28 protein-coding genes and 2 tRNA genes are annotated in these 26473 nt (G+C 64.2%); 4 read left to right on the forward strand and 26 right to left on the reverse strand.

Translation table 11 applies throughout. The annotated features are described in order from the left end of the window. Positions 1-10: 10 nt before the first annotated feature. A complete protein-coding gene (locus KP010_RS05685; protein ID WP_142863930.1) occupies positions 11-2065 on the forward strand; it encodes a YgiQ family radical SAM protein in 2055 nt (684 codons plus the stop codon). 84 nt (positions 2066-2149) lie between these two features. Here the strand turns inward: KP010_RS05685 and ssb are convergent, their stop codons facing one another. The 25 genes from ssb to crcB all read right to left on the reverse strand — a co-directional run bounded on the left by ssb (position 2150) and on the right by crcB (position 24044). Beyond that, positions 2150-2677: a single-stranded DNA-binding protein gene (gene ssb / locus KP010_RS05690; RefSeq protein ID WP_142863929.1), complete on the reverse strand. Its 528-nt coding sequence runs from the start codon at positions 2675-2677 to the stop codon at positions 2150-2152. 285 nt (positions 2678-2962) lie between these two features. Then, positions 2963-3038, reverse strand: a tRNA-Lys gene (locus KP010_RS05695). A gap of 134 nt (positions 3039-3172) precedes the next feature. Continuing rightward, positions 3173-3406: a DUF1467 family protein gene (locus tag KP010_RS05700; RefSeq protein WP_142863928.1), complete on the reverse strand. Its 234-nt coding sequence runs from the start codon at positions 3404-3406 to the stop codon at positions 3173-3175. A gap of 51 nt (positions 3407-3457) precedes the next feature. After that, positions 3458-3862, reverse strand: a complete 405-nt coding sequence (mce, locus tag KP010_RS05705) for a methylmalonyl-CoA epimerase (RefSeq protein ID WP_142863927.1) — start codon at positions 3860-3862, stop codon at positions 3458-3460. Positions 3863-3902: 40 nt separating this feature from the next. Then, positions 3903-5573 (reverse strand): ribonuclease J, encoded by a 1671-nt coding sequence (locus KP010_RS05710; protein ID WP_142863926.1) that lies wholly within the window; start codon positions 5571-5573, stop codon positions 3903-3905. After that, a complete protein-coding gene (locus tag KP010_RS05715; RefSeq protein ID WP_142863925.1) occupies positions 5570-6373 on the reverse strand; it encodes a biotin--[acetyl-CoA-carboxylase] ligase in 804 nt (267 codons plus the stop codon). The genes KP010_RS05710 and KP010_RS05715 overlap by 4 nt, the downstream gene beginning before the upstream one ends. Before the next feature lie 5 nt (positions 6374-6378). Continuing rightward, positions 6379-7812: an NADH-quinone oxidoreductase subunit NuoN gene (gene nuoN, locus KP010_RS05720; RefSeq protein ID WP_142863924.1), complete on the reverse strand. Its 1434-nt coding sequence runs from the start codon at positions 7810-7812 to the stop codon at positions 6379-6381. A 13-nt stretch (positions 7813-7825) separates the two neighbouring features. Further along, positions 7826-9337 carry an NADH-quinone oxidoreductase subunit M gene (locus KP010_RS05725; protein WP_142863923.1) on the reverse strand — a complete coding sequence of 504 codons (1512 nt, stop codon included), beginning with the start codon at positions 9335-9337 and terminating at the stop codon, positions 7826-7828. Next, positions 9337-11382, reverse strand: a complete 2046-nt coding sequence (gene nuoL / locus KP010_RS05730) for an NADH-quinone oxidoreductase subunit L (RefSeq protein ID WP_142863922.1) — start codon at positions 11380-11382, stop codon at positions 9337-9339. The genes KP010_RS05725 and nuoL overlap by 1 nt, the downstream gene beginning before the upstream one ends. A gap of 6 nt (positions 11383-11388) precedes the next feature. Then, positions 11389-11697 (reverse strand): NADH-quinone oxidoreductase subunit NuoK, encoded by a 309-nt coding sequence (gene nuoK, locus KP010_RS05735; protein WP_018265958.1) that lies wholly within the window; start codon positions 11695-11697, stop codon positions 11389-11391. Between the two features lie 13 nt (positions 11698-11710). Next, a complete protein-coding gene (locus KP010_RS05740; protein WP_142863921.1) occupies positions 11711-12313 on the reverse strand; it encodes an NADH-quinone oxidoreductase subunit J in 603 nt (200 codons plus the stop codon). A gap of 49 nt (positions 12314-12362) precedes the next feature. Beyond that, positions 12363-12851: an NADH-quinone oxidoreductase subunit NuoI gene (gene nuoI, locus KP010_RS05745; RefSeq protein WP_142863920.1), complete on the reverse strand. Its 489-nt coding sequence runs from the start codon at positions 12849-12851 to the stop codon at positions 12363-12365. 12 nt (positions 12852-12863) lie between these two features. Further along, positions 12864-13883 carry an NADH-quinone oxidoreductase subunit NuoH gene (gene nuoH, locus KP010_RS05750; RefSeq protein WP_142863919.1) on the reverse strand — a complete coding sequence of 340 codons (1020 nt, stop codon included), beginning with the start codon at positions 13881-13883 and terminating at the stop codon, positions 12864-12866. A 10-nt stretch (positions 13884-13893) separates the two neighbouring features. Beyond that, complete coding sequence (gene nuoG, locus KP010_RS05755) at positions 13894-15957, reverse strand: NADH-quinone oxidoreductase subunit NuoG (protein WP_142863918.1); 2064 nt, start codon at positions 15955-15957, stop codon at positions 13894-13896. Further along, positions 15954-16235, reverse strand: coding sequence for a hypothetical protein (locus KP010_RS05760; protein WP_142863917.1), 282 nt, complete (start codon positions 16233-16235; stop codon positions 15954-15956). Before KP010_RS05760 ends, nuoG begins: the two co-directional genes overlap by 4 nt. Before the next feature lie 6 nt (positions 16236-16241). Further along, a complete protein-coding gene (gene nuoF, locus KP010_RS05765) occupies positions 16242-17546 on the reverse strand; it encodes an NADH-quinone oxidoreductase subunit NuoF (protein WP_108917239.1) in 1305 nt (434 codons plus the stop codon). A gap of 7 nt (positions 17547-17553) precedes the next feature. Beyond that, positions 17554-18180: an NADH-quinone oxidoreductase subunit NuoE gene (gene nuoE / locus KP010_RS05770; RefSeq protein WP_142863916.1), complete on the reverse strand. Its 627-nt coding sequence runs from the start codon at positions 18178-18180 to the stop codon at positions 17554-17556. Next, a complete protein-coding gene (locus KP010_RS05775) occupies positions 18180-19370 on the reverse strand; it encodes an NADH-quinone oxidoreductase subunit D (protein ID WP_108917236.1) in 1191 nt (396 codons plus the stop codon). The genes nuoE and KP010_RS05775 overlap by 1 nt, the downstream gene beginning before the upstream one ends. 55 nt (positions 19371-19425) lie before the next feature. Next, a complete protein-coding gene (locus KP010_RS05780) occupies positions 19426-19815 on the reverse strand; it encodes a four helix bundle protein (protein WP_142863915.1) in 390 nt (129 codons plus the stop codon). Positions 19816-19862: 47 nt separating this feature from the next. Then, positions 19863-20465, reverse strand: a complete 603-nt coding sequence (locus tag KP010_RS05785; protein ID WP_142863914.1) for an NADH-quinone oxidoreductase subunit C — start codon at positions 20463-20465, stop codon at positions 19863-19865. Positions 20466-20562: 97 nt separating this feature from the next. After that, on the reverse strand, positions 20563-21159 hold the full coding sequence (locus KP010_RS05790) for an NADH-quinone oxidoreductase subunit B family protein (protein ID WP_142863913.1): 597 nt from the start codon (positions 21157-21159) through the stop codon (positions 20563-20565). Further along, complete coding sequence (locus KP010_RS05795; protein ID WP_018265968.1) at positions 21150-21515, reverse strand: NADH-quinone oxidoreductase subunit A; 366 nt, start codon at positions 21513-21515, stop codon at positions 21150-21152. The genes KP010_RS05790 and KP010_RS05795 overlap by 10 nt, the downstream gene beginning before the upstream one ends. 195 nt (positions 21516-21710) lie before the next feature. Next, the gene (locus KP010_RS05800; RefSeq protein WP_142863912.1) at positions 21711-22532 is read right to left on the reverse strand and encodes an ATP12 family chaperone protein; all 822 of its coding nucleotides are present in this window, start codon (positions 22530-22532) and stop codon (positions 21711-21713) included. Positions 22533-22560: 28 nt separating this feature from the next. Then, positions 22561-23664: an RluA family pseudouridine synthase gene (locus KP010_RS05805; protein WP_142863911.1), complete on the reverse strand. Its 1104-nt coding sequence runs from the start codon at positions 23662-23664 to the stop codon at positions 22561-22563. Next, positions 23661-24044: a fluoride efflux transporter CrcB gene (gene crcB / locus KP010_RS05810; protein WP_108917233.1), complete on the reverse strand. Its 384-nt coding sequence runs from the start codon at positions 24042-24044 to the stop codon at positions 23661-23663. Before crcB ends, KP010_RS05805 begins: the two co-directional genes overlap by 4 nt. Here crcB and KP010_RS05815 point away from each other — a divergent pair. From KP010_RS05815 to KP010_RS05825, 3 genes are all read left to right on the forward strand, one after another. Beyond that, the gene (locus KP010_RS05815) at positions 24043-24195 is read left to right on the forward strand and encodes a hypothetical protein (protein ID WP_216280521.1); all 153 of its coding nucleotides are present in this window, start codon (positions 24043-24045) and stop codon (positions 24193-24195) included. The two genes, crcB and KP010_RS05815, sit on opposite strands and share 2 nt — an antisense overlap. 106 nt (positions 24196-24301) lie before the next feature. Further along, positions 24302-24913, forward strand: coding sequence for a PilZ domain-containing protein (locus tag KP010_RS05820; protein ID WP_246659948.1), 612 nt, complete (start codon positions 24302-24304; stop codon positions 24911-24913). Between the two features lie 92 nt (positions 24914-25005). Beyond that, a tRNA-Arg gene (locus KP010_RS05825) sits at positions 25006-25082 on the forward strand. Here KP010_RS05825 and KP010_RS05830 read toward each other — a convergent pair. Continuing rightward, positions 25053-26309 carry a recombinase family protein gene (locus tag KP010_RS05830; protein ID WP_216280522.1) on the reverse strand — a complete coding sequence of 419 codons (1257 nt, stop codon included), beginning with the start codon at positions 26307-26309 and terminating at the stop codon, positions 25053-25055. The genes KP010_RS05825 and KP010_RS05830 overlap by 30 nt on opposite strands. Positions 26310-26473: the final 164 nt, after the last annotated feature.

Consider the following 26473-nt stretch of genomic DNA (forward strand, 5'->3'; position numbering starts at 1 on the left):
TCGTGCGGCCATGACGAAAGCCGCCGAAAATCGAGGCGCGGCCAAGCCGCTGTTCTCCTATCGCAAACATTGGGCGCATCGCTTCGGCGTCGCGCCTTTTCTGCCCATGTCGCGCGCCGAAATGGAGACGCTCGGCTGGGACAGGTGCGACATCGTCCTCGTCACGGGCGACGCCTATATCGACCATCCGAGCTTCGGCATGGCCATCATCGGCCGCCTGCTCGAGGCGCAAGGCTTTCGCGTCGGCATCATCGCGCAGCCGGATTGGCGCGACGCTTCCGCCTTTCGCGCGCTCGGCAAGCCCAATCTCTTCTTCGGCGTCACCAGCGGCAATATGGATTCGATGGTGAACCGCTACACCTCCGACCGGCGGCTGCGGCACAATGATTCCTACACGCCCGGCGGCGAAGGCGGCAAAAGGCCGGACCGTTCCGTCATCGTCTACGCCCAGCGCTGCCGCGAGGCTTTTCCCGAGGCGCCGATCCTGCTCGGCGGCATAGAAGCCTCGCTGCGGCGCATCGCCCATTACGACTATTGGTCGGACAAGGTCCGCCGCTCCATCCTCTTCGACGCCAAGGCCGATCTGCTGCTCTATGGCAATGCCGAGCGCGCGCTGGTCGAGGTCGCGCATCGCATCGCCAAACGTGGCATGACGCAGGATTTCTCCGATATCCGCGGCGTCGCCTTCACGCGCGACGCCACGCCCGAGGGCTGGCTCGAGGCCTCGGCCGAGGACATTGACGAGCCCGACGAAGGCCGCATGCGCAAAGACGCGCAGAGCGAAAATGTCGTCATTCGCCTGCCCGCCTTCGACCAGGTCGCCAATGACCCCGAATCCTACGCCCGCGCCTCGCGCGTGCTGCATAGGGAGAGCAATCCGGGCAATGCGCGGCCACTGACGCAGCGTCATGGAACGCGCGATATTTGGCTCACCGCGCCACCGATTCCGCTGACCATGGCCGAGATGGACGGCGTCTATGATCTGCCCTTTGCGCGCGCGCCGCACCCTTCCTACACGCAGCCTATCCCTGCATGGGAGATGATCCGTCATTCGGTGACGATCATGCGCGGCTGTTTCGGCGGCTGCTCCTTCTGCTCCATCACCGAGCATGAGGGGCGCATCATCCAATCGCGCTCGGAAGGCTCGATCCTCAAAGAGATCGAGACGATCCGCGACAAGACCGAAGGTTTCACCGGCATCATCTCCGACATTGGCGGCCCGACGGCGAATATGTATCGCCTCGCCTGCAAGGATCGCGAGACCGAGGCGCTGTGCAGGCGTCCCTCCTGCGTCTATCCGGATATTTGCAAGAACCTCGAGACTAGCCACGACGCGCTGATCCAGCTCTATCGCAAGGCGCGTGCAATTCCCGGCGTCAAGAAAGTGATGGTGGCCTCGGGCGTGCGCTATGATCTCGCGGTGAAGAGCCCGGCCTATGTGCGCGAACTGGTCGAGCATCATGTCGGCGGCTATCTCAAAATCGCGCCCGAACATACGGAGAGCGGCCCGCTCTCAAAGATGATGAAGCCCGGCATAGGCTCCTACGATCGCTTCAAGCGTCTGTTCGACGCGGCGGCGCAGGCGGCCAAGAAGCAATATTTTCTCATTCCCTATTTCATCGCCGCGCATCCGGGCACGAGCGACGAAGACATGATGAATCTGGCGCTGTGGCTGAAAAAGAACAATTATCGCGCCGATCAGGTGCAGACCTATCTGCCCTCGCCCATGGCGCTTTCGACGGCCATGTATCATTCGGGCTTCAATCCGCTGAAGCCGGTGCGGCGCGGCGCGTCGGAAAAGGTCGACGCCGTGAAGGGCCTGCGCCAGCGCCGCCTGCACAAGGCCTTTCTGCGCTATCATGATCCCGAGAATTGGCCGGTGCTGCGCGAGGCGCTGAAAGCGATGGGCCGCGCCGATCTCATCGGCCCCGGCAAGCATCATCTCGTGCCGGGCTGGCAACCGGTTGGAACCGGCAAGGCCGGCGAAGGCCGCCGCAGGGGGACCGGCGCGCGGCCGCAGTCGCGGGAGTTCCGGACGAATGGGCTGCGCTCGCGGAGCTCATAGAGATTTCGAGCGCACACTCCCCTGCTTCGCGGGAGAGGGACCAGACTCCGCCCTTCATCGAGGGCTCGCGATCTCCCTCCGGACTCAGAACGGAATATCGTCGTCGAGCTGCTCCGACAAACGTCCGCCGCCAGCCGGCGCCGGAGAGCGCTCGGCGGGCGGGCGCTCCATCGGCGAGGAGCGGCCGAAGCTGGAGCCGCCGCCGCCGCTCGACTGATAGGAGCCGCCGCCTTCATAATCGCCCTCGCCGCGGCCGCCGCCCTTGCTGTCGAGTAGCGTCAGCTCGCCGCGGAAGCGCGGAACGACGACCTCGGTCACTCGCCGCTGATTGCCGTCCTTATCCGTGTATTCGCGGGTCTGGAGCTGACCCTCGAGATAGATTTTCGCGCCCTTGCGGCAATATTGCTCGGCGATCTTCCCCAGCGGCTCGTTGAAAATCTGGACATTGTGCCATTCGGTGCGGTCCTTGCGCTCGCCCGTGTTCTTGTCGCGCCACGACTCGGTCGTCGCGAGCGAAAAGGAGACGACGCGGTCGCCGGACGGAAAGGTCCGCGCCTCGGGATCGCGGCCGAGATTGCCGACCAATATGACCTTGTTGACGCTGCCCGCCATGACCCTTCTCCGCCTGGATGATGCTCGCGGCACCTTAGTCCGAAACGCACGGCTGCGAAGGCGTTCCGCCGCCTTGTCCACAATTCGCGCGTTGTTCTTTTTTTGTTCTAGCACCTCCCGCCACGGCGCGCAATCTCGCCGGGCCAACCTCATTGGAAGCGGCCCGCTGGGCGCCGGCTATGGATCAAAAGCGCTTTTTCCAGCGACGAGGCCGCCATTGGGCGAGGGCTCTTGCCTCGGACCTCTCGCCCCAGAGCGGGGCATATCTCTAAGTCGTTGATAGTGTGGTGAGCGCGATGGGACTCGAACCCATGACCCTCTGATTAAAAGTCAGATGCTCTACCGACTGAGCTACGCGCTCGCTCGAACCACGCCCAATTTCCGCGCCTCGCCGCGCGAGACTCATCAGAACTCCGGCGAGCGACCCCTAACCGCTGGCGACCGACCGGTCAACCCCGACTTGACCGGATCGTTCCCGCGGAGGCGATCGCCGCATCATCCCATCCATTTCACATAAAGCACGAAAAGCACGAACAAGACCGTAGAGACGATCGTCGTCGCCACTGCCTTCATCCAGAGCTTCGGCGCCACCGGCGCGCCGGGGTCGCTTCCTGACGGCGTATCGCCCTCCTCCTCCGAGGAACGGACGCCGAAAGGCAGAATCGCAAACAGCACGATCCACCAGATGGTGAGATAGATGGCGATCGCGAGCGGCGTCGTGAATGGCAAAATCCGCGCTCCTCGGCCTTGCGCCCTCGGCCCTGCTCCGGCTACTCGAGCTCAGGCCTGCTCGAGCTCGACCAAGGCCCCGTTGAAGTCTTTCGGATGCAGGAAGAGCACCGGCTTGCCATGCGCGCCGATCTTCGGCTCGCCATCGCCCAGCACGCGCGCGCCGGAGGCTTTCAGCTGGTCGCGCGCCGTCAGAATATCATCCACCTCATAGCAGAGATGATGAATGCCGCCGGCCGGATTTTTGGAGACGAAGCCGGCGATCGGCGAGGCTTCGCCGAGCGGCTGCAGCAGCTCGATCTTGGTGTTGGGCAGCTCGACGAAGACGACCGTGACGCCGTGCTCGGGAAGAGACTCCGGCTCGGAGACCTTTGCGCCGAGCGTATTTTTATATGTCGCCGTCGCCGCCGCGAGGTCCGAGACGGCGATGGCCACATGATTCAAGCGTCCGATCATGGCGTTTCCCTGAAATTTCTCCAGAGACTTAAATGCGTCATCACGCCTCGATGATCAATACATGCACTTGCGGTTTCTTGCCCCACACCGCATTGACGCTGGCTCGCACGGCGCGCTCCACCGCCGTCGCGGCGGCGTCGAAATCCCGCCGCTTCTGCCGCGGCAGATTATCGAAGGTGCGGAAGATGGCGTCGTCCACCACCTCCCCCATGTCCGCGCCGTCGCGCCCCTTCTTCGGCAGGCCGGAGATAAGAACGTCGGGATCGCCGACGAGATCGCCGCGCTTGTCGATGGCGAGCGCCAGCGACACCACGCCGGAGAAGCTCAGACGCGCGCGCTCGCGCACGGCGCCGTCATCCTCCGAGACGAGCACGTCGCCGTCCTTGAGCAGGCGCCCGGTCGGCGCCTTGCCGACCACGCCGGGCTCCCCCGGAAACAGCCGCACAATGTCGCCATTGCGGGCGCCGATGGTGCGCTCCACCCCGCGCGCCTTGGCGAAAGCCGCATGGACGGAGAGATGATGCCCCTCGCCATGCGCCGGCACCGATATGCGCGGCCGCACCCAATCATAGAGCTGCGCGACCTCGCCGCGGCGCGGATGGCCGGAGCAATGGACGAGATGGTCGTGATCGGTGATGACCTCTACGCCCTGATCGCAGAGCTTGTTGACGACGCGATGCACCTCGCGCGTGTTGCCCGGAATGGCGCGCGAGGAGAAAATGACCGTATCGCCGGAGACGAGCTTGATGACCGGATGCTCCTTCTCGGCGACGCGCGCCATAGCCGCACGCGGCTCGCCCTGACTGCCCGTCGCCAGCACCACGATCTTGTCGCGCGGCAGGGCCGTGAACATGTCGAGCGAGAGAAACGGCGGCAGGCCGTCGAGAAAGCCGCATTCGCGCGAGACTTGGATGACGCGCTCCATGGCGCGGCCGGCGACGACGACGCTGCGCCCGGCCGCCTGCGCCGCCTCCGCCACGGCGCGGATGCGCGCGACATTGGAGGCGAAGGTCGTCACCAGCACGCGCTCCTTGGCGTCGCCGATGAGCTTGCGCAGCGTCTGCGCCACATCGCTCTCGGAGAAGCTGTCGCCCTCGCGCAGAATATTGGTCGAATCGCAGATGAGCGCGTCGACGCCTTCATCGCCGAGCGCCCGGAATCGCACCGCGTCGATGCGGTGGCCGACGCCCGGCTCCGGGTCGATCTTCCAGTCGCCGGTGTGAATGGCGAGCCCGACCGGCGTGCGGATCGCCAGCGCATTGGCTTCCGGAATGGAATGCGCCACGGCGACGAATTCGACATCGAAAGGACCAATGTCGAGGCGCTGGCCCGTCGCCACAGTGACGACCTCTATATTGGGCGAGCCCGCCTCCTGCAGACGCCGCGCCTCCAAAAGGCTCGCGGCGAAACGAGTAGCATAGACCGTGCAGCCGAGCTTGGGCCAGAGGAAGGAGAGCGCCCCGATGTGGTCCTCATGGGCGTGGGTGATCACCAGCCCGACCAGATCGCGGCGGATCTTTTCCACGAAAGTGACGTCCGGCATCAAGAGATCGACGCCCGGCAGTTCCGGCCCGGGAAAGGCGAGGCCGCAATCGACCATCAGCCATTTGCGCGTCTTGGGCGGGCCGAAGCCGTAGAGAGCGGCGTTCATGCCGATCTCGCCGAGACCGCCCAAAGGCGCAAAGACGAATTCGCTCACTTCCTCGTTCATCGGCCACGCTCCGGCTCGGGCCGGGCCGCCGCGAGGGCCGGCAAGAAGATGTCTCCCGCTTCTATGGCGCGACGGCCGCTGCGGGTGGAAATAATCAGGCGCCCGTCGGCGTCTATGGTCTCGAAAAGGCCCGAGACCGTCTCGCGCGGAAGACGCGCCTCGATCTCCCCGCCCAATCCCGCCGCATGGCCGAGCCAGCGCTCGCGAAGCGCCGCAAAGCCGGAGCCGCGCGACCAGAGGGCCAGCGTCTCCTCCATTTTGTCGGAGAGCAAAGCAAACAGCGCGCCGGCCGAAGGACCGCCCAATCGCGACAAATCGCTGGCCGGATAGGGCAGATCGGATGGCGCGGCGACGCAATTGACCCCTATGCCGATTACGCAGCCGAAGGCAGCGCCCGGCCCTGCTGGCTGAACGCCCTCGAGAAGAATGCCCGCCAGCTTCTCTCCGTCCAGCAGCACGTCATTCGGCCATTTGAGCGCGAGCCGATCGACGGCTCCGGTCGCCTCGATCAAGGCCGCGATCGTCGCGAGACCCGCCGCGAAGCCGAGCTGCGGCGCGAGCGCCGCCGGGCCGAAGCCCGAGACGAGCAGGCTCGCATGGAGATTTCCCTCGATCGAGCTCCAATTTCGCCCGAGCCGGCCGCGGCCCTTGGTCTGGCGCGCGGCGACGATCCACAAGGGACCGGCGTCGCCCGACTCGGCCCGACGCTTGGCTTCGTCATTGGTCGAGTCGATTTCGCTGTAAATCTCGAGACGAACCCCGCGCGAGCGCGCGCGGTCGCCGAGCCTCGCGCCTTCCATCGGGCTCAGAACAGCGACTTGGCGGCGGCCGTCGCGGCCTCGACCACGGGCGCCGGATAGAGCCAGAAGCCGAGCAGGAACACGGTCGACACCGCCAGCACGGCGCGCAGCGACAGGGGCGAATGGTCGAAGGCCGGCGCCGGCTCGTCGAAATAGATCACCTTGACGACGCGCAGATAATAGAAGGCGGAGATCGCGCTCGCCAGCACGCCGACGATGGCGAGCGGATAGAGCCCGGCGTCCACCGCCGCCAGCAGCACGTAATATTTCGCGAAGAAGCCGGCGAGCGGCGGCACGCCCGCGAGCGAGAACATCAGCATTGCGAGGAAGAAGGCCGCCGTCCCATTATTGCGGGAGAGGCCCGAGAGATCGCTGATCTTCTCGACCGGGCGACCCTCGACGCGCATCTGCAGAATGGCGGCGAAGGCGCCGAGCGTCATCACCAGATAAATGGCGAGATAGATGGCGACGCCGCGCACGCCCGCCTCATTGCCCGCCGCGAGGCCGACCAGGGCGAAGCCCATATGGCCGATCGAGGAATAGGCCATCAGGCGCTTGATGCTGGTCTGCCCGATCGCCGCGAAGGAGCCGAGCAGCATCGAGGCGATGGCGAGGAAGATGATGATCTGCTGCCATTGCGCGACAATGCCGGGGAAGGCGGTGACGACGATGCGCGCCGTGATTGCGACGGCGGCCATTTTCGGCGCCGAGGCGAAAAAGGCGGTGACGGGCGTCGGCGCGCCCTCATAGACGTCCGGCGTCCACATGTGGAAGGGCGCGGCCGACATTTTGAAGGCGAGCCCGGCCAGCACGAAGACGAGTCCGAAGATCACGCCGAGCGACGGCGCGCCGGTGATCGCCTTGGCGATGCCGTCGAAGGAGATCGTCCCCGAGAAGCCGTAGAGCAGCGAGGCGCCATAGAGCAGCATGCCGGAGGAGAGGGCACCGAGCACGAAATATTTGAGACCGGCCTCGGAGGCGCGGGCGTCGTCGCGATCGAAGGCGGCGACGACATAGAGCGCCAGCGACATCAGCTCTATGCCGAGATAGAGCGCGATGAGATTATCCGCCGAGACGAGCAGCAGCATGCCGATCGTCGACAGCGCCACCAGCACCGGAAACTCGAAATTGCCGAGCTTGGCGCGCTGCAGATAGTCGCGCGACATCAATATTGTGACGAGCGAGCCGATCAGCGTGAGCACTTTGACGAAGCGCGCGAAAGCGTCATCGACGAAGGCGCCCTCGAAGAGCGAGGCTTCCGAGGTCTGGCCGAAGAACAGCGCCAGAATGGCGAGGCCGAGCAGCCCCGCCGCGAGCTCGTTGACGAGGCCGAAGGCGCGCGTCCCGCGCCAGGCGCCGATGAGAATCAGCGCCAATACGCCGAGGGCGAGGATGGTTTCCGGCAGGAAGTGATGCGCGAGGGCGGTTGAGAACGACATCGTCAGCGACCGATCATTGAGCGGCCTGGGCGACGACATGCGCCGCATTGGCCAGGGCCGTGTGAGATTGCAGGAGATTGGCGACGGCGGCCGCGGAAGCGTCGATGATCGGCTGCGGCCGCACGCCGTAATAGAGGGTGAGGATGATCAGCGGCACGAAAAGGACGAGTTCTCGGGCGGAAAGATCGCTGATCGTCTGCAGCGACGGCTTCTCCAGCGCGCCGAACACCACGCGCCGATAGAGATAGAGCGCATAGGCCGCCGACAGCACCACGCCCGATGTCGCGAACAGCGCCACCCAGCTATTGGCGACGAAGGCGCCGGCGAGCGTCAGAAACTCGCCGACGAAGCCGGACGTGCCCGGCAGGCCGACATTCGCCATGGTGAAGATCATGAAGGTCACGGCGTAGAGCGGCATGCGATTGACGAGGCCGCCATAGGCCGCAATCTCGCGCGTATGCATGCGGTCGTAGATGACGCCGACGCAGAGGAAGAGCGCGCCGGAGACGAAGCCATGCGAGATCATCAGGAACATGGCGCCCTGCACGCCCTGCGTCGTCAGCGTGAACAGGCCCATTGTGACGAAGCCCATATGCGCGATCGACGAATAGGCGATGAGCTTTTTGATGTCCTCCTGCACCAGCGCGACCAGCGAGGTGTAGATGACGGCGATCACCGACAGCGCATAGACGAGCGGCGCGAAATAGGCCGACGCGTCCGGGAACATGGGCAGAGAGAAGCGGATGAAGCCATAGCCGCCCATTTTCAGAAGGATGGCGGCGAGGATCACCGAGCCCGCGGTCGGCGCCTCGACATGGGCGTCCGGCAGCCAGGTGTGGACCGGCCACATGGGCATCTTCACCGCAAAGGAGGCGAAGAAGGCGAGCCACAGCCAAATCTGCATCGACGGCGGGAATTTCGTCTCGAGCAGAGTGACGATGTCCGTCGTGCCGGTCTTGCCGTAGATCGCCAGAATGGCGATGAGCATCAGCAGCGAGCCGGCGAGCGTGTAGAGGAAGAATTTGAAGCTCGCATAGACGCGCCGCTTGCCGCCCCAAATGCCGATGATGAGGAACATCGGAATGAGGCCGCCCTCGAAGAAGAGATAGAAGAGCACGAGATCGAGCGCACAGAACACGCCGATCATCAGCGTCTCGAGGACGAGGAAGGCGACGAGATATTCCTTCAAGCGAAACTTCACCGACTCCCAAGAGGCGAGAATGGCGAAGGGCGTCAGGAAGGTCGTCAGCAGCACAAAGGGAATGGAGAAGCCGTCCACGCCCATTTTATAGGTGAGGCCGGAGCCGAACCAGGCCCTCTCCTCGACGAGCTGGAAAGCCGCGCTCGCCGTGTCGAAACGTCCCCAGACGACGAGCGAGAGCAGGAAGACGACGATCGTCGTCAGCAGCGCCGCCCATTTGGCGTTGCGAAGCGTCGCCTCGCTCTCGCCCTTCAGCGTGAGGATGAAGGCCGCGCCGACCAGCGGCAGAAAAGTGAGGCCGGTGAGAATGCCGAAGCCGAACATCAGCGCAGACCTCCTGCGACGAACCAGGTGACGACCGCCGCGACGCCGATCAGCATGGCGAAGGCGTAGTGATAGACATAGCCGGTCTGCAGCTTCACCGCGAGGCGGGCGCCGTCGACCACGCGAGCGGCAATGCCGTCCGGGCCGAGCCCGTCGATTATGCGGCCGTCGCCGCCCTTCCACAGCAGCCGACCGAGCGCGAAGGCGGGACGCACGAAGATCGCGTCATAGAGCTCGTCGAAATACCATTTGTTGAGCAGGAAACGGTAGAGCCGCGGGAAGGCGTGCGCGATCTTCTGCGCCGCGCCCGGCGCCAGCTGATAGACGAAGAGAGCGCCGAGGAAGCCGAGGATCATCATCACCGTCGCGGCATAGGACACCCAATGCGGGATCTCATGCATGGCGTGGAGAATATGATTGTCGTGCCCCGTGTAGAGCGCGCCCTTCCAGAACTCGTCATAGCCATGGCCGGCGAAATCGCCCATGAACACGGCGCCCGCAGCCACCGCTCCCACCGCCAGAACGGCGAGCGGGATCAACATGACGATCGGCGACTCGTGCGGCGCGTGATGGCCATGGCCGTGCGCGCCATGGGCATGATCGTCATGACCGTGAGCGTCGGCATGCGCGTGATCGTCGTGGCCATGCGCGGCGTGAGCGTCCGCATGAGACTCCTTCGCTTTTCCGAAGAACGTCATGAAGACGAGACGCCAGGAATAGAAGGAGGTGAGGCCCGCCGCGACCACCGTCGAGACGAAGGCGAGATAAGCGACGCTGCGATGCTCGCCGGCCGCGAAGGCCGCCTCGATGATGGCGTCCTTGGAGAAGAAGCCGGCGAAGCCGAGCTCCGTCCCCGGAATTCCGACGCCGGTCAGCGCCAGAGTACCGATCGTCATCATGGCGAAGGTGAAGGGAATCTTGTTCCACAACCCACCCATGTTCCGCATGTCCTGCTCATGATGCATCGCATGGATGACCGAGCCGGCGCCGAGGAACAGCAGCGCCTTGAAGAAGGCGTGGGTGAAGAGATGGAACACGCCGAGCGAATACGCGCCGACGCCTTCGGCCACGAACATATAGCCGAGCTGCGAGCAGGTCGAATAAGCGATGACGCGCTTGATGTCGTTCTGCACGAGGCCGATCGTCGCTGCAAAAAAGGCGGTGATGGCCCCGATCAGCGTGACGAAAGCGAGGGTGTCCGGCGCATATTCGAAGATCGGCGACAGGCGCGCGACCATGAACACGCCGGCCGTCACCATTGTGGCGGCATGGATGAGGGCGGAGACCGGAGTCGGGCCCTCCATCGCGTCCGGCAGCCAAGTGTGCAGCAGGAATTGGGCGGATTTGCCCATCGCGCCGATGAAGAGCAGGAAGGTCGCGAGCGTCAGCGCGTCGAAATCGGCGCCGAACACATGAATCTTATGGCCGGCTATGCCCGGCACGGCGGCGAACACCTGCTCGAAGCTCAAGGATTGCGTGAGCTGGAAGACCAGGAATATGCCGAGCGCGAAGCCGAAATCGCCGACGCGGTTGACGACGAAGGCCTTGATGGCCGCCGCGTTGGCCGAAGGCTTCTGATACCAGAAGCCGATGAGGAGGTAGGAGGCGAGACCGACGCCCTCCCAGCCGAAGAACATCTGCACGAGATTATCGGCCGTCACCAGCGAGAGCATTGCGAAGGTGAAGAGCGACAGATAGGCGAAGAAGCGCGGACGATCCGGATCCTCGTGCATGTAGCCGATCGAGTAGAAATGCACGAGCGCCGAGACGCTGGTGACGACGACGAGCATCACGGCGGTCAGCGAGTCGACGCGCAAGGCCCAATCGACGCTGAGCTTGCCCGAGGTGAACCAATTGGCGAGCACCGGCGCGCTCGCATGGCCATGGCCGAGCGCCACATCGAAGAACTCGATCCACGAAAAGCCGCAGGCGATGAACAGCAGCGTCGTCGTCACGAGCTCGGACGCCCGCGCGCCGATGCGCCGTCCGAACAAGCCCGCGATGAGAAAGCCGATGAGCGGCAGAAAGACGATTGCTTGGATCATCGGCGCTCAGCCCTTCAGAGAGTTGATGTCCTCGACCGCGATCGTGCCGCGGTTGCGGAAATAGGTGACGAGAATGGCGAGGCCGATGGCCGCCTCCGCCGCCGCCACCGTGAGGATGAACAGAGCGAAGACCTGGCCGGTCAAATCGCCGAGCGAGGCCGAGAAGGCCACGAGGTTGATGTTCACCGCCAGCAGGATCAATTCCACCGACATCAAGATGATGATGATGTTCTTGCGGTTGAGGATGATGCCGGCGACGCCGAGCGTGAACACGATCGCCGAGACGACGAGATAATGGGTGAGGTCGACGACCATTGCTGCGATCCCCTCAGACGCCCGCCCGCGAGGGCACTTTCTTGATCTCGATGACATTCTCGCGCGTTCGCGCGTTCTGCTCCTCGATCTTCTGCCGCTTGACGCCGGGACGATGATGCAGCGTCAGCACGATCGCGCCGATCATGGCGGTGAGCAGCACGAACGCCGAAGCCTGGAAGAAGAGGAAATATTTGGTGTAGAGCACCTGACCGAGCGCCGCCGTGTTGGAGACGCCGGCGACGATCGGCGCCGCGGCGGCCTCTTTCGCGCCGGGCGCGCTCTGCCAGCCGAGCGCGAGCAGGCCGAGTTCTCCGAGCACCACGGCCCCGACGGCCGCGCCGACCGGCAAGTGCTTGCTGAAGCCCTGACGCAGCTCGGCGAAATCGACGTCCAGCATCATCACCACGAAGAGGAACAGCACAGCGACCGCGCCGACATAGACGACGACGAGGATCATGGCGAGAAATTCGGCCCCGGCGAGCAGGAAGAGCCCCGCGCCATTGACGAAGGCGAGGATGAGATAGAGCACCGAATGAACCGGATTGCGCGAGACGATCACCGCGAAAGCCGATGCGATCAGCACCGCCGAGAAAAGATAGAAGAATGCCACAGCCACTTTGTCGTCCTCTCTCGAGCGTCTCGTTGCGTCCGGCTCTCGTTGCTTCTCAGCGATAAGGCGCGTCGAGCGCGATGTTGCGCGCGATCTCGCGCTCCCAGCGCGCGCCATTCTCGAGCAGGCGCTCCTTATTATAGTAGAGCTCCTCGCGCGTCTCGACGGCGAACTCCTGGTTCGGCCCCTCGACGATGGCGTCCACCGGGCAGGCCTCCTGGCAGAAGCCGCAATAGATGCATTTCACCATGTCGATGTCGTAGCGCGTCGTGCGGCGGGTGCCGTCGTTGCGGCGCGGACCGGCCTCGATGGTGATGGCCTGCGCCGGGCAGATCGCCTCGCAGAGCTTGCAGGCGATGCAGCGCTCCTCGCCATTGGGATAGCGGCGCAGCGCGTGCTCGCCGCGAAAGCGCGGGGAGATCGGGTTCTTCTCATGCGGATAGTTGAGCGTCGCCTTCGGCTTGAAGAAATAGCGCATCGATAGGAAGAAGGCGGCGATGAACTCGCTGAGGAAGAGCGACTTGGCCGCAGAATCGAGCTTCATGACCTCACTCCCTTAGTTCGCGCCCGCCGAGCCGGCGAATTGCAGAATGCCGGCGACGACGATGACCATGACGAGCGAGATGGGCAGGAACACCTTCCAGCCGAGCCGCATGAGCTGGTCGTAGCGATAGCGCGGCACGAAGGCCTTCACCATGGCGAAGAAGAAGAAGAAGAATGTGACCTTGAGGATGAACCAGATCACGCCCGGGATCAGGGTGAAGGGCGCGATATTCACCGGCGGCAGCCAGCCGCCGAAGAAGAGGATCGTCAGCAAGGCGCACATGGTCAGGATCGCCACATATTCGCCGAGCATGAACAGCATGTAGGGCGTCGCCGAATATTCGATCATGAAGCCCGCGACCAGCTCCGACTCGGCTTCCACCAAGTCGAAGGGCGGGCGGTTCGTCTCGGCCAGCGCCGAGATGAAGAAGATGATGAACATCGGCAGCAGGCGCAGCCAATACCAGCCGAGAATGCCGTATTGCGAATCCTGCGCGCGCACGATCTCGGTGAGATTGAGCGAGCCGGCGCAGAGCAGAACGGTGATGATGACGAAGCCGATCGAGACTTCGTAGGACACCATTTGCGCGGCCGAGCGCAGCGCCGACAGGAAGGGATATTTGGAGTTCGACGCCCAGCCGCCCATGATGATGCCATAGACGCCGAGCGAGGAGATGGCGAAAATATAGAGAATGCCGACATTGAGATCGGCGACCGCCCAGCCGTCATTGACGGGGATGACCGCCCAGGCGGCGACGGCGAGCATGGCCGTGACGAAAGGCGCGAGCAGGAACACGCCCTTATTGGCCGTGTCCGGGATCACCGGCTCCTTCAACACGAATTTGAGCATGTCGGCGAAGCTCTGGAGCAAGCCCCAGGGCCCGACGACATTGGGTCCGCGGCGCAGCTGCACCGCGGCCCAGACCTTGCGGTCGATGTAGATCGCATAGGCGAGATAGACCAGCAGAACGACCGTCAGAACGACGCTCTTCACGATGATCAGGAGAAGGTTCAGCAGCCAGCCGTCGATCACGTCCTTGCTCCTATTCCGCCGCTTGCTTCAGTCGATCCAGCGCCAGCGCCGAACATTCCGCCATTGTGGCCGAGGCGCGCGCGATCGGATTGGTGAGATAGAAATCCGTGATCGCAGGCGCGAAATCGTCCTTCCACGCGGTCGCCGGCTGCAGCGCCACCGCCTCGAGATCGGCCGCCGAGGCGGAGCCGATCTGATCGAGCCGCAGGAGATGCGGATGCGCCTCGCCGAGCTTGGCGCGCAGCTGCTTTTGCGAGTCGAAGGGCAGCGGCGCGCCGAGAGCGCCGGAGAGCGCGCGCAGAATCGCCCAATCCTCGCGGGCGTCGCCCGGCGGGAAGGTCGCGCGCAGCGCCTCCTGCACACGGCCTTCTGTGTTCACATAGAGGCCGAACTTCTCCGTATAGGCCGCGCCCGGGAGAATGAGGTCGGCGCGATGCGCGCCCTTGTCGCCATGCGTGCCGATATAGACGACGAAAGCGCCCGGCTCGATCGCGATTTCATCGGCGCCGAGATTGAAGACGAGATCGAGCGCGCCGGCCTTCGCTATGTCCGCCGCGTCGAGGCCGCCCTGCCCCGGCGTGAAGCCGAGATCGAGCGCGCCGACGCGCGCAGCCGCGGTGTGCAGAACGCTGAAGCCGTTCCAGCCCTCAGACAGACCGCCGTGTTTCCTGGCGGCCTGAGCGGCGAGCGCCAGAATGGCGCGGCCGTCGGGACGCGTCAGCGCGCCCTGACCGATCAGCACGATGCGCTTGGCGGAGGCCGTCGGCGCGCTTTCGATGAAGCGCGCCAGAGCGTCGGGACCGGCGCCGAGATAATCATAATCATAGGTCAGATCGGCCTGCTCGCCGATCACCGAGATAGGGAAACCGCCCTTCAGCCAGCGCTTGCGGATGCGCGCATTGAGCACGGGCGCTTCCTTGCGCGGATTGGAGCCGATGATCAGCAGCGAATCCGCCTCGTCGACGCCGGCGATGGTGGCGTTGAAGAGATAGGAGGCGCGGCCGAAGCGCGGATCGAGCTTGCTCCCGTCCTGGCGCGCGTCGAGATTGGCGCTGCCGAGCCCCTCCACGAGGAGCTTCAGCGCGAAGATCTCCTCGAGCGCGGCGAGATCGCCGACGAGCGCGCCGATCTTCTCGGCTTTCGTCGCCTTGGTCTTGGCGGCGACGGCGGCGAGCGCCTCCTGCCACGTCGCGGGACGCAGCCGGCCGTTCTCACGAATATAGGGGCGATCGAGGCGCTGCGCCTTCAGTCCGTCGACGACCTGTCGGGTCTTGTCGGAGATCCACTCCTCATTCACCGCCTCGTTGAGGCGCGGCAGAATGCGGATCACCTCACGGCCGCGCGCGTCGACGCGGATGGCGGAGCCCAGCGCATCCTGCACGTCGATCGTCTCGGTCTTTTGATACTCCCAGGGACGCGCGCGAAAATTCTGCGGCTTGGGCAGAAGCGCGCCGACGGGACAGAGATCGGTCACATTGCCCTGCAGCTCAGACGTCATCGCCGTCTGCAGATAGGTGGTGATCTCCATATCCTCGCCGCGGCCGATCGCGCCCATGTCGCTGGTGCCGGCGATCTCCGCCGTGAAGCGAACGCAGCGGGTGCAATGGATGCAGCGGGTCATCGCCGTCTTGACGAGCGGACCGATATATTTGTCCTCGACCGCGCGCTTGTTCTCGGCGTAACGCGAGCTGTCGCCGCCGAAGGCGAGCGCCTGATCCTGCAAGTCGCATTCGCCGCCCTGATCGCAGATCGGACAGTCGAGCGGATGATTGACGAGCAGGAACTCCATCACGCCTTCGCGCGCCTTCTTCACCATCGGAGTCTTGGTGAAGACTTCCGGCGGCGCACCGTCGGGGCCGGGACGCAGATCCTTGACCGCGATGGCGCAGGAGGCCTGCGGCTTGGGCGGACCGCCCTTCACCTCGACGAGACACATGCGGCAATTGCCGGCGATCGACAGACGCTCGTGGAAGCAGAAGCGCGGCACCTCGGCGCCGGCCTCCTCGCAGGCCTGCAGCAGCGTATATTCGGCCGGAACATCGACCTCGACGCCATCGACGAGAATTCTGGTCACTTGGCCTTCTCCAACCTCTCGACGCGCTCGCGCAATTCGGCGATCTGCGTTTCGATTTTCTTCTTCCGCTCGCTCGCATCGACCGCGAAGCCGAGAGCCGTCATCGTCGACTCGCGCAGCATTTCGACTCGCTCCTCGAAATAGTCCAACCGAAGCAGAATGCTGTCGACGACACTGCGCAAGCCGCGAATATCTTCCTTTTGCTCGTCTCGCACGCCCCGAATATCGGCGCGCATTTCGGGAAGCAGCTCCAAGACGAGATTCTCCGGCTCGGCCATCCGTCCCTACTCCGCCGCCACGCGCACCGGATCGGGATGCGGATTGGCCGCATAACGATCGATGCGCTTCTCGATTTCGCCACGGAAATGATTGATGAGACCCTGGATCGGCCAAGCCGCCGCGTCGCCGAGCGCGCAGATCGTGTGTCCCTCGATCTGCTTCGACACGTCGAACAGCATGTCGATCTCGCGCTTGTGAGCGCGGCCTTCCGCCATGCGGGTGACGACACGCCACATCCAGCCCGTGCCTTCGCGGCAGGGCGTGCATTGGCCGCAGCTCTCATGCTTGTAGAAATAGGAGATGCGGGCGATGGCGCGAATGATGTCGGTCGACTTGTCCATGACGATGACCGCCGCCGTGCCGAGGCCCGAGCCGAGCTTGACGAGGCTGTCGAAATCCATCGGACAGTCGATGATCTGATCCGCCGGCACGAGCCGCACCGAGGAGCCGCCGGGAATGACGGCGAGAAGATTGTCCGAGCCGCCGCGCACGCCGCCGCAATGGCGGTCGATCAGCTCGCGGAAGGGAATAGACATGGCCTCTTCCACATTGCACGGCTTGTTCACATGGCCGGAGATGGAGAAGAGCTTGGTGCCCGTGTTGTTGGGCTTGCCGATGCCGGCGAACCAGCTCGCGCCGCGACGCAGAATCGTCGGCGCGACGGCGATGGATTCGACATTATTGACCGTCGTCGGGCAGCCATAGAGGCCGACATTGGCCGGGAACGGCGGCTTCAAGCGCGGCATTCCCTTCTTGCCTTCGAGGCTCTCGATCAGCGCCGTCTCCTCGCCGCAGATGTAGGCGCCGGCGCCGTGATGGACGTAGAGGTCGAAGGGATAGCCGTGAATATTGTCTTTGCCGATGAGCCGCGCCTCATAGGCCTCGTCGATCGCCTTCTGCAGCGCGATGCGCTCGGCGATGAACTCGCCGCGCACATAGATGTAGGAGGCGTGCGCGCCCATGGCGAAGGAGGCGATCAGCGCGCCCTCGATCAGCGTCTGCGGATCATTGCGCATGATCTCGCGATCCTTGCAGGTGCCCGGCTCCGACTCGTCGGCGTTGATGACGAGATAGGAGGGACGCGCGGGATCGGGCGTCTTGGGCATGAAGGACCATTTGAGGCCGGTGGAGAAGCCGGCGCCGCCGCGCCCGCGCAGCCCCGAATCCTTCATTTCCTGAATGATCTTGTCGCGGCCGAGCGCCAGCAGCGCCTTGGTGTTATCCCATGCGCCGCGCGAGCGCGCTCCAGCGAGGCTCTTGTCGCCTATGCCGTAGAGATTGGTGAAAATGCGGTCCTTGTCGGCGAGCATGGGTCGTTCACTCCGCCTGCGCTTTGGCGCCGTCGCCGTAGAAGGATGTCAGGCTCGTCAGCGCGCCCGCCGGCTCCGAGGAGACGCGGCCCGTCTGCGAGCCGATCTTCACCGGCCGGCCGGCGGCGAGATCGTCGAGCAGCTTCTCGAAATTCTCAGCCGTCAAATCTTCGTAATAGTCGTCGTTGATCTGCACCATGGGCGCATTGCAACACGCGCCGAGGCACTCGACCTCGAGCCAGGAGAACAGCCCGTCCGCCGTCACATGACGCTGCGGACCGACCCGGCGCTCGAGCACGGCGATCAGCTCGTCGGAGCCGCGCAGCATGCAAGGAGTGGTGCCGCAGAGCTGGACATAGAATTTGCCCACCGGCTCGAGATTGAACATGGTGTAGAAGGTCGCGATCTCGAGCACGCGAATATACGGCATGCCGAGCGTGTCCGCGACTTTCTCGATCGCCTTCTGCGGCAACCAATAGTCGTTCTGCTTCTGCGCCTGCCACAGGGCCGGCACGACCATGGAAGCCTGACGGCCGTCCGGATATTTGGCGATCTGCGCCTCGAGCCACGCCTTGTTCTCGGGCGTGAACTCGAAGCTCGCGGGCTGCTCTTCGGCGAGACGACGTATGGACATCAGCGATCGACCTCCCCGAAGACGATATCGAGCGAACCAAGGATCGCCGAGACGTCGGCGAGCAAATGGTCCTTGCAGAGAAAATCCATGGCTTGCAGATGCGCGAAGCCCGGCGCGCGAATCTTGCAACGATAGGGCTTGTCGCCGCCGTCGGAGACGAGATAGACGCCGAACTCGCCCTTGGGCGCCTCTACAGCGGCGTAAACCTCGCCGGCCGGCACTTTGAAGCCTTCCGTATAGAGCTTGAAGTGGTGGATCAGCGCCTCCATCGAGCGCTTCATCTCGGCGCGGGGCGGCGAGCAGATCTTATTGTTCACCGTCGCCACCGGGCCGCGATTCTCGGCCTTCAGCAGCTTCTCGACGCATTGCTTCATGATGTAGGTCGACTGGCGCATCTCTTCCATGCGGATCACCGCGCGGTCGTAGCAATCGCCATTCTTGCCGACGGGAATGTCGAACTCCATCTCCTCATAGCAGTCGTAGGGACGCGCCTTGCGCAAATCCCAGGGCGCGCCGGAGCCGCGCACCATCACGCCGGAGAAGCCGAATTTCCAGGCGTCCTCGAGCGAGATCACGCCGATGTCGGCGTTGCGCTGCTTGAAGATGCGGTTGCCGATGAACAGCTCGTCGAGATCGTCGAGAACCTTCAGGAACGGATCGCAGAACGCGCCTATATCCTCGACGAGCCGATCCGGCAGATCGCGGGCGACGCCGCCGGGACGGAAATAATTGGCGTGCATCCGCGCGCCGCACGCCCGCTCGTAGAAGACCATGAGCTTCTCGCGCTCCTCATAGCCCCAGAGCGGCGGCGTCAGCGCGCCGACGTCCATGGCCTGCGCGGTGACGTTGAGCAGGTGCGAGAGAAGACGGCCGATCTCCGCATAGAGCACGCGAATGAGCTGACCGCGGCGCGGAACCTCGACTTCGAGCAATTGCTCTATGCCGAGACAGAAAGCGTGCTCCTGATTCATCGGCGAGCAATAGTCGAGCCGATCGAAATAAGGCACGTTCTGCAGATAGGTGCGCGCCTCCATCAGCTTCTCTGTGCCACGATGCAGAAAACCGACATGCGGATCGCAGCGCTCGACCACCTCGCCGTCGAGCTCGAGAATCAGGCGCAGCACGCCATGCGCCGCCGGATGCTGCGGGCCGAAGTTGAGGTTGAAGTTTCGCAGGCTCTGGTCGTTCATCGTGACAGTCCCAGCGGGGAGTGCGAATAGCGAATAGCGAGTAGCGAGTAGTGGGTCATGTCGTCGCCACCCCTGTCTTTCGTTGAAGCGAGCGGGTCAGCGCACGCAGCATTCGGCCTATCTCGTCGCCGCGCGCCAATAAAGGCGTCACGGCGCTCGCGGACGCAAGCCCGACTCTGTCGGCGAGCATCAAGTGCGTTTCCAGCTCTTTGAGCGATCCCTGGGCGTTTCTCAAGAATTGGACGAACGACCCCGTTGTCTCGCGGCCATGGCCTTCCGCGATATTCGCGGCCACCGACGCAGCCGCACGACGAATTTGCGAGGTCATCCCGTACATTTCTTCCCTCGGAAACCTACCTGTGAGTTCGTAGCAATCGACTGCGAGGTTCATCGCTTCCTGCCAGACCTTGAGATCTCGATACGATTGAAATCGCGGCCCGTCCATGATCGACTCTCGCCCTCTATTCGCTACTCCCTATTCGCTACTCGCTCTCACTTGCTCGCCTTTTCATCGCCGGGGAGATCGTATTGAACGCCCTCCCAAGGCGAGAGGAAATCGAACTTCCGATATTCCTGGGTGAGATTCAGGGGCTCATAGACGACCCGCTTGCGCTCGTCGTCGTAGCGCACCTCGACATAGCCGGACATCGGGAAATCCTTGCGCAGCGGATGACCGTCGAAGCCGTAGTCGGTCATGATGCGGCGAAGGTCGGGATGGCCATCGAACAGCACGCCGAAGAGATCATAGGTCTCGCGCTCGAACCAGTCGGCGCCCGGATAGAGGCTGGTCAACGAGGCGACGGGCGTCTCCTCGTCGGTCTGCGTCTTCACGCGGATGCGCTGATTATGCTTGGGCGAGAGGAGATGCAGCACCACGTCGAAACGCAGGTCTCTCTCCGGATAATCGGCTGCGGTGATGTCGGTGAAGCTGACGAAGAGAAGCTCAGGATCGTCGCGCAGCACGCGAGCCACATCGAGCCAGCGCGTGCGCTCCACTTCGACGGTGAGCTCGCCATAAGCGATCTTGAGGCCCTTCACCACGCCCGGCAGGGCCGCGGCGACCTTCTCGCCGAGCTTTTCGAGTTCCGCGCTCATTTCTCACCCTCGCGTCATGAGAAACCGACCGCTCAGGGCGGGCCGGCTCGCATCGCATTCTTCTTTTTTGCGCGCGCTCTGCAGGAGGCGCGAAACATCATCGTTCGATCGTGCCGCTGCGGCGAATCTTCTTCTGCAGGAGCAGCACGCCATAGACGAGCGCCTCGGCCGAAGGCGGACAGCCGGGGACATAGATGTCGACCGGAATGATTCGATCGCAGCCGCGCACCACCGAGTAGGAATAGTGGTAATAGCCGCCGCCATTGGCGCAGGAGCCCATGGAGATGACGTAGCGCGGCTCCGGCATCTGGTCGTAGACCTTGCGCAGCGCCGGGGCCATCTTATTGGTCAGCGTGCCGGCGATGATAATGACGTCCGACTGGCGCGGGCTGGCGCGCGGCGCGAAGCCGAAGCGCTCGAGATCGTAGCGCGGCATGGCCGCCTGGATCATCTCGACCGCGCAGCAGGCCAGACCGAAGGTCATCCACATCAGCGAGCCGGTGCGCGCCCAATTGATGAGATCATCGGTCGCGGTGACGAGAAAGCCCTTATCGGCGAGTTCGTCATTGAGGCCGAGGTAGAAGGGATCGTCCGCGCCCACCGGCTTGCCGGTGCGCGGATCGACGAGACCCTTGGCGGAGGGCGCCACGAGGGCCGGAATCTGCGTCGGGCTCTGGCGAGTGATCAATCCCATTCGAGCGCTCCCTTGCGCCATTCATAGACGAAGCCGACGGTCAGCACGCCGAGGAAGAACATCATCGACCAGAAGCCGAAGCTGCCCGCCTCCTTGAAGGCGACCGCCCAGGGAAAGAGAAAGGCGACCTCGAGGTCGAAGACGATGAAGAGCAGAGCGACGAGATAGAAGCGCACGTCGAATTTCATGCGCGCGTCGCCGAAAGGATTGAAGCCGCACTCATAGGCGGAGAGCTTCTCCGGATCCGGCGCCTTGAAGGCGACCAGGAACGGGAGAACGAGCAGAGCGCCGGCGATGATCGCCGCGAGGGCGATGAAGATCACGAGCGGCAAATATTGTTCGAGCAGGCTCGGCATGGCGATGTCCGACGTTTGCGGCGGGGGCGGCGATGTGACGCGGGGCGGGAGCCCCGGGCGCCGTCTGACCGCGCGTTCCGTAACCCAGCGTATAGGTCAAAGCAAGAGCCGAGCGCGTCTTTACCGAAGGGATTGGGCGCGCGGACCTTACGCCCGCCCGCCCCCGGCAGAAAAATACCCGTCGGCGCCTGTCGATCAGGCGGCGCCGCTGAAGAATTCGATGATCCGCGCGGCGGCCTTCATCTCCGCGAATCGCCGCGCCCGCCTTTCCATGGCCTCGGCGTCGGCGCCCCAGGCCTCGATCTGATGATCCTCGTCGACATGTGCCGCGGCCCAGGCGGCCTCGACCTCCATCTCGCCCAGCGCGACAGCGAGCGCGATGAGGCAGGAGCCGGTGAGCGTCGTCATGGCGTGGAGCGCCGCGAGACGGAAGGGAGCGTCCGCCCCCTGCCCCGCATAGGCGCGAACGGCCTCGGTGATCGCCGCCGTGGCCTCCGGGGCCTGGGAAACGAACATCACGCCAGAGGTCACGGCGAGCTCGGCGCCGAGCCGCTCCTTGGCGAAAGCGAGCAGCGGGTCCCACGCCTCCGCCTGCGCCGCGACAAGGCCGGCCGGCTCCTCGGCGCGATAGCTCACGAGGTCGGAGCCCGCATATTTGGCGACGTCGGCGGCGACTTCTTCGAGCCGGTCGGAGACCCCGTCGATCGCCGAGTTTACCAGTCTCGTCAAAGGCATGGATGTCGGATTGAGCCTTTCGCCCTGCGCTCCCCATTCCTCGGCCAGCGCCGTGGTCAAAGACGAAGACGGCGTCGTCAAAATGCGCCGCGCCGGCGTCTTGACCGTCCTTCCGTCGAGCAGGACGGCATAGCCGCCCTCGGCCTCGCCGACGCTGGCCGATTGGTAGAATCGCTTCGGCAGCTCTGGCCTCGCGCCCCGCTGCACCGCGTTGCGCAACGGATTGCGCTCCTCATCGGGCACGAACAGGCCGTCGGCGAGATTTTCGCTGTCATGGGACATTGGGGGCTCTCCTCGGGCGTATCGGGGCTCACGCGTCCGGCGCGGACAATATGGGATCGTCCTGCCCCACATCGAAGCCGAAAAACGCCCAGCTATTCTTCATATGCGGCGGCAGCGGCGCGGTGACGTCGAGCGTCCCGCCCTTGGGATGCGGCAGAATCAGCCGCCGCGCGAGAAGATGCAGCTTGGGCTCGAGCTCGGAAGGCATGGCGCGCATCGAATCGCGGCGGCGCACCTCGTCCTCCGGCCTGTGGCCATATTTGGGATCGCCGAAAATCGGGCAGCCGATCGCCTCCGCATGGGCGCGGAGCTGATGCGTGCGGCCGGTCAAGGGCTTCATCGACAGCCAGGCGCAGCGCGGCGCCGCCTTGTCAACGATGGCGTAATAGGTCAGCGAATGCTGCGCCCCCTCGTCCCCATGGCGGGCGACGCGCATCTTCTCCCTTGCGTCGGCAGGCTCGGCGGCGCGCCGCTCGCCGCTGCGGCGGAAGCGCTCATCGACCATATCCGCGCCCTTGGCGAGATAGAGCGAGACCCGCCCCTGCGCCGGCTTCGGCACGCCCTCCACCAGCGCCCAATAGATTTTATGCGCCTGCCGCGAGCGGAAAATTTCCCCGAGATCAGCGGCGGTTCGCCTGTTCTTGGCGATCAGCAGCACGCCGGAGGTGTCGCGATCGAGCCGATGCACCAGCACCGGCCGCTTGTCGCCCACCGCCAGCGATTCGAGCATTCCGTCTATATGCCGCTTCATGCCCGAGCCGCCCTGCACGGCGAGTCCATAGGGCTTGTTCAGGACGAGGAGATGCGCGTCCTCGAACAAGGTCATCTCGGCGAGCGCGCGGGCGTCCTCCGGCCGCGCCCGCATCACCGTCGGCGCCGAGATGGTCTCCAGCTTGAGCGGCGGCACGCGGATCTTCTGGTTCTGCTCGAGCCGAGTGGATGTGTCGACGCGCTTGCCGTCGACGCGCACCTCGCCCTTACGACAGATTTTGGCGAGATGGGACAGAGCCAGCGCCGGAAAGCGCCGCTTGAACCAGCGATCGAGGCGCAGCCCGGCCTCGTCCTCCTCGACGATCAGCGTCTGCACCGGGGTCGATTGCGATTGCGGCGCCTGCGCCACGGCCGCGCTCATGTCAGCGCCCTCAACAGATAGAGCCCGAGAAACAACGCCATGATCGACAGGCCGACCGAGCCGCCGATATAGGCCGCGGCGCCGAGCGTCTCGCCCCGCTCGATCAGAGTGACTGCGTCCAAGGAAAAGGCCGAGAATGTCGTATAGCCGCCGAGCACGCCCGTGGTCACGAAGAGCCGCATCTGTTGCGTCCAGCCCGCCCCCGCCTTGAAAGCGAAATAGCCGGCGGCCAGCCCCATGGCGAAAGAGCCGGTGACGTTTATGAGAAAAACGCCCCAGGGCAATTGCGCGCCGAGCCAGCGCTGACAGCCGATATTGACGGAATGTCGCAGAACTCCGCCCAATCCGGCCCCGAGAAAGATGATGAGAAGCGTGCGCATGACCGCCTTCTATCGCAAGCTCGCGCCGGCGTCACGGATGGCGACGCCGCCAATTGCGCAGCTTCGATTCAAGCCCGATTTACGTATCGCCGCTATAGTGCTTAATCTAATGCGCAGGGCGGCGTGCCGCCTTCTGGCTGAAACTGACTGAAGCAATTGAGTTTTCTAAATCTTTGTCGGTCGTAGAGCGGCCGCAACTCGTCAGCGCTCCGGTCCATGCGCGACTGGCGAGCGCCCGCGCATGTGGAGCGACGGCCTTGAGACGACCAGATTTGCGCCCCAAGATCGGGGCGGCGCAACTCGCCGCCGAGACGATCGCCGAGCCGCGGTTCGACGGCCGCTTTTCGCTGCCGCCGGACCATCGCCGCTACGCCTGCCGCACCATCGACATGTCGGCGGAGATCGTGGCCTTGCGCAGCGATTTCCGGCCCACGGTCGGCGATCGGATCGCGCTCGATCTCGACCGCTGGGGCCGTTTCGACGGCGCGGTGATTCGCCTCTTCGAAGGCGGCTTCACTGTGGATCTCGAAGTGGCGGATCAGCCGCGGGCCCATGTGGCGATGCAATTCGCCTGGCTGACGCGGCATTTCGCGCCGGACGCCACGCGATGCCGCGCGCATGAGCGGCTGCGGCCCAAGCAGCGTTTCACGACCTTCACCGTGGCGCAAGTGACTCTGCCCTGCGAGATCGTCGATCTGTCGCGCAGCGGCGCGTCGCTGAGGACAGCGGTTCAGGTTCCGCCCGGCGAGAAGGTGACGATCGGCAAAAGGACGCAGGCGGAAGTCATTCGCCAGACCGAAGACGGTTTCGCGGTCCGCTTCCGCCGTCTTTTGCCGCTCGATATATTCGATGAGGATATCGACCTGTAAACCCGCCCAAAACGGATAAAATGCCCGAAAGCGGCTCCTCGAGCGATTGCAGGCCTCGCGCTCTTGCGATAGTGAAGACAAAGAGCCCTCACGCGCCCGTAGCTCAGCTGGATAGAGCGCTGCCCTCCGAAGGCAGAGGTCAGGGGTTCGAATCCCTTCGGGCGCGCCATTCCTGAACAGTAGTGGGCACCATGCCGCCGGCGAACGGCGAGCCGCCGGCGACGCGGGAACGCAACCGGTCATGGCGGCCGCGGATCAGGGCGACTGCCGGTCCAACGCGGATCTCGTCGACGAGAAGGCGAAGATAGGTCTTCCGGAACGGGATCTCTCCCGCCGTGATGGCGTCGCGCATCACAGCGCCAAAAGCCACGACCTTGTCCGGCGTGATGTCGACGCCGTTGACGCGCCGGGCCAGAATGCGCTCTTTCGCCACGGCCGCGACATCCCGATCGGTCGTGGCCTTGGCGATACGAGATACGAACTGCGGGTCCGAACCATCCACAATTCCCCGTTCGATCGCCTCGTGAAGACGGTCGAGCCGCAGCTTGGCCTCTGCGAGTTCCGCTTCGACGCGAAGCAGCTCGCCCCGATCCCGGCTGTCGACTTCCTGCATCCGATCGCCGATCTCCCGCAAAAGATTTTCGAGGCGACTCGGTTCCAGGACGCGCTCGCACAAGGCCGAGGTGACCGCCTCGTCGAGTCGCCCCATGCGGACCGAATGCCCGGAACACGCTGATTTGCCGCGCGCCTGAGGGTTCGCGCAGGAATAATACCGATAGCGTCCCGACTTGCCCGTGCGGATCGTCATGGCGGCCCCGCACTCCGCGCAACGCGCGACACCGGTGAGAAGAATGGGCCCGCTCACCGTCTGCGGCGGATTGACCCTCGGATTCTTCGAGCGGAGAATTTCCTGAACGGCGCCCCACTGGTCGACAGAGACGATCGGGGGGACGGCGACCTCCACGATCTCGTCCTCGCTGCGTTTGGCGCGGGTTCGCGAGTCGGACCGATTATATTGATGCACGCCCTTGTAGGTGGCGCGAGTGAGGAGTTGGTGGAGGGGCCCTATGTGCCAATAATTGCCGTTTCGGGTTCGGAAGGCGTTGTCGTTCAGATAAGAGACGATCTTCTTGACGCCGAGCGGGCCCGATTTGCCGACGCCCTTCGAGGCGAGATCGAATATGAGACGAACCACCGGCGCCTCGACTTCGTCTACCTCCAGCTTCTTCTTCTGCTTTTTTCCGCGGACCTCGGCGACGATGGTCTTGTAGCCATAGGGTGGGGCCGCGCCGTTCCAAAATCCTTCCTTCGCATTGGCGACCATGGTGCGACGGACGTGCTTCGCGTTCTCCTTCGAGCCATACTCGTCAAAAATGGCGAACACCTGCCGAACCATGTCGCCCGCGTCATCGTTTCCGGTCGGCTGCGTTATCGAACGATACTGGATGCCGTTCGCCCGCAGGTTTCGAACAGTGAATTCGAGAACGGCTGCGTCACGGAAAAATCCGGTCTTATGTAGCAACCGCCCAGGGCTCCGAATTCGGGTTAACGGCGGTTAAC

This window comes from Methylosinus sp. KRF6, from assembly GCF_018887255.1.
GTDB lineage: Bacteria > Pseudomonadota > Alphaproteobacteria > Rhizobiales > Beijerinckiaceae > Methylosinus > Methylosinus sporium.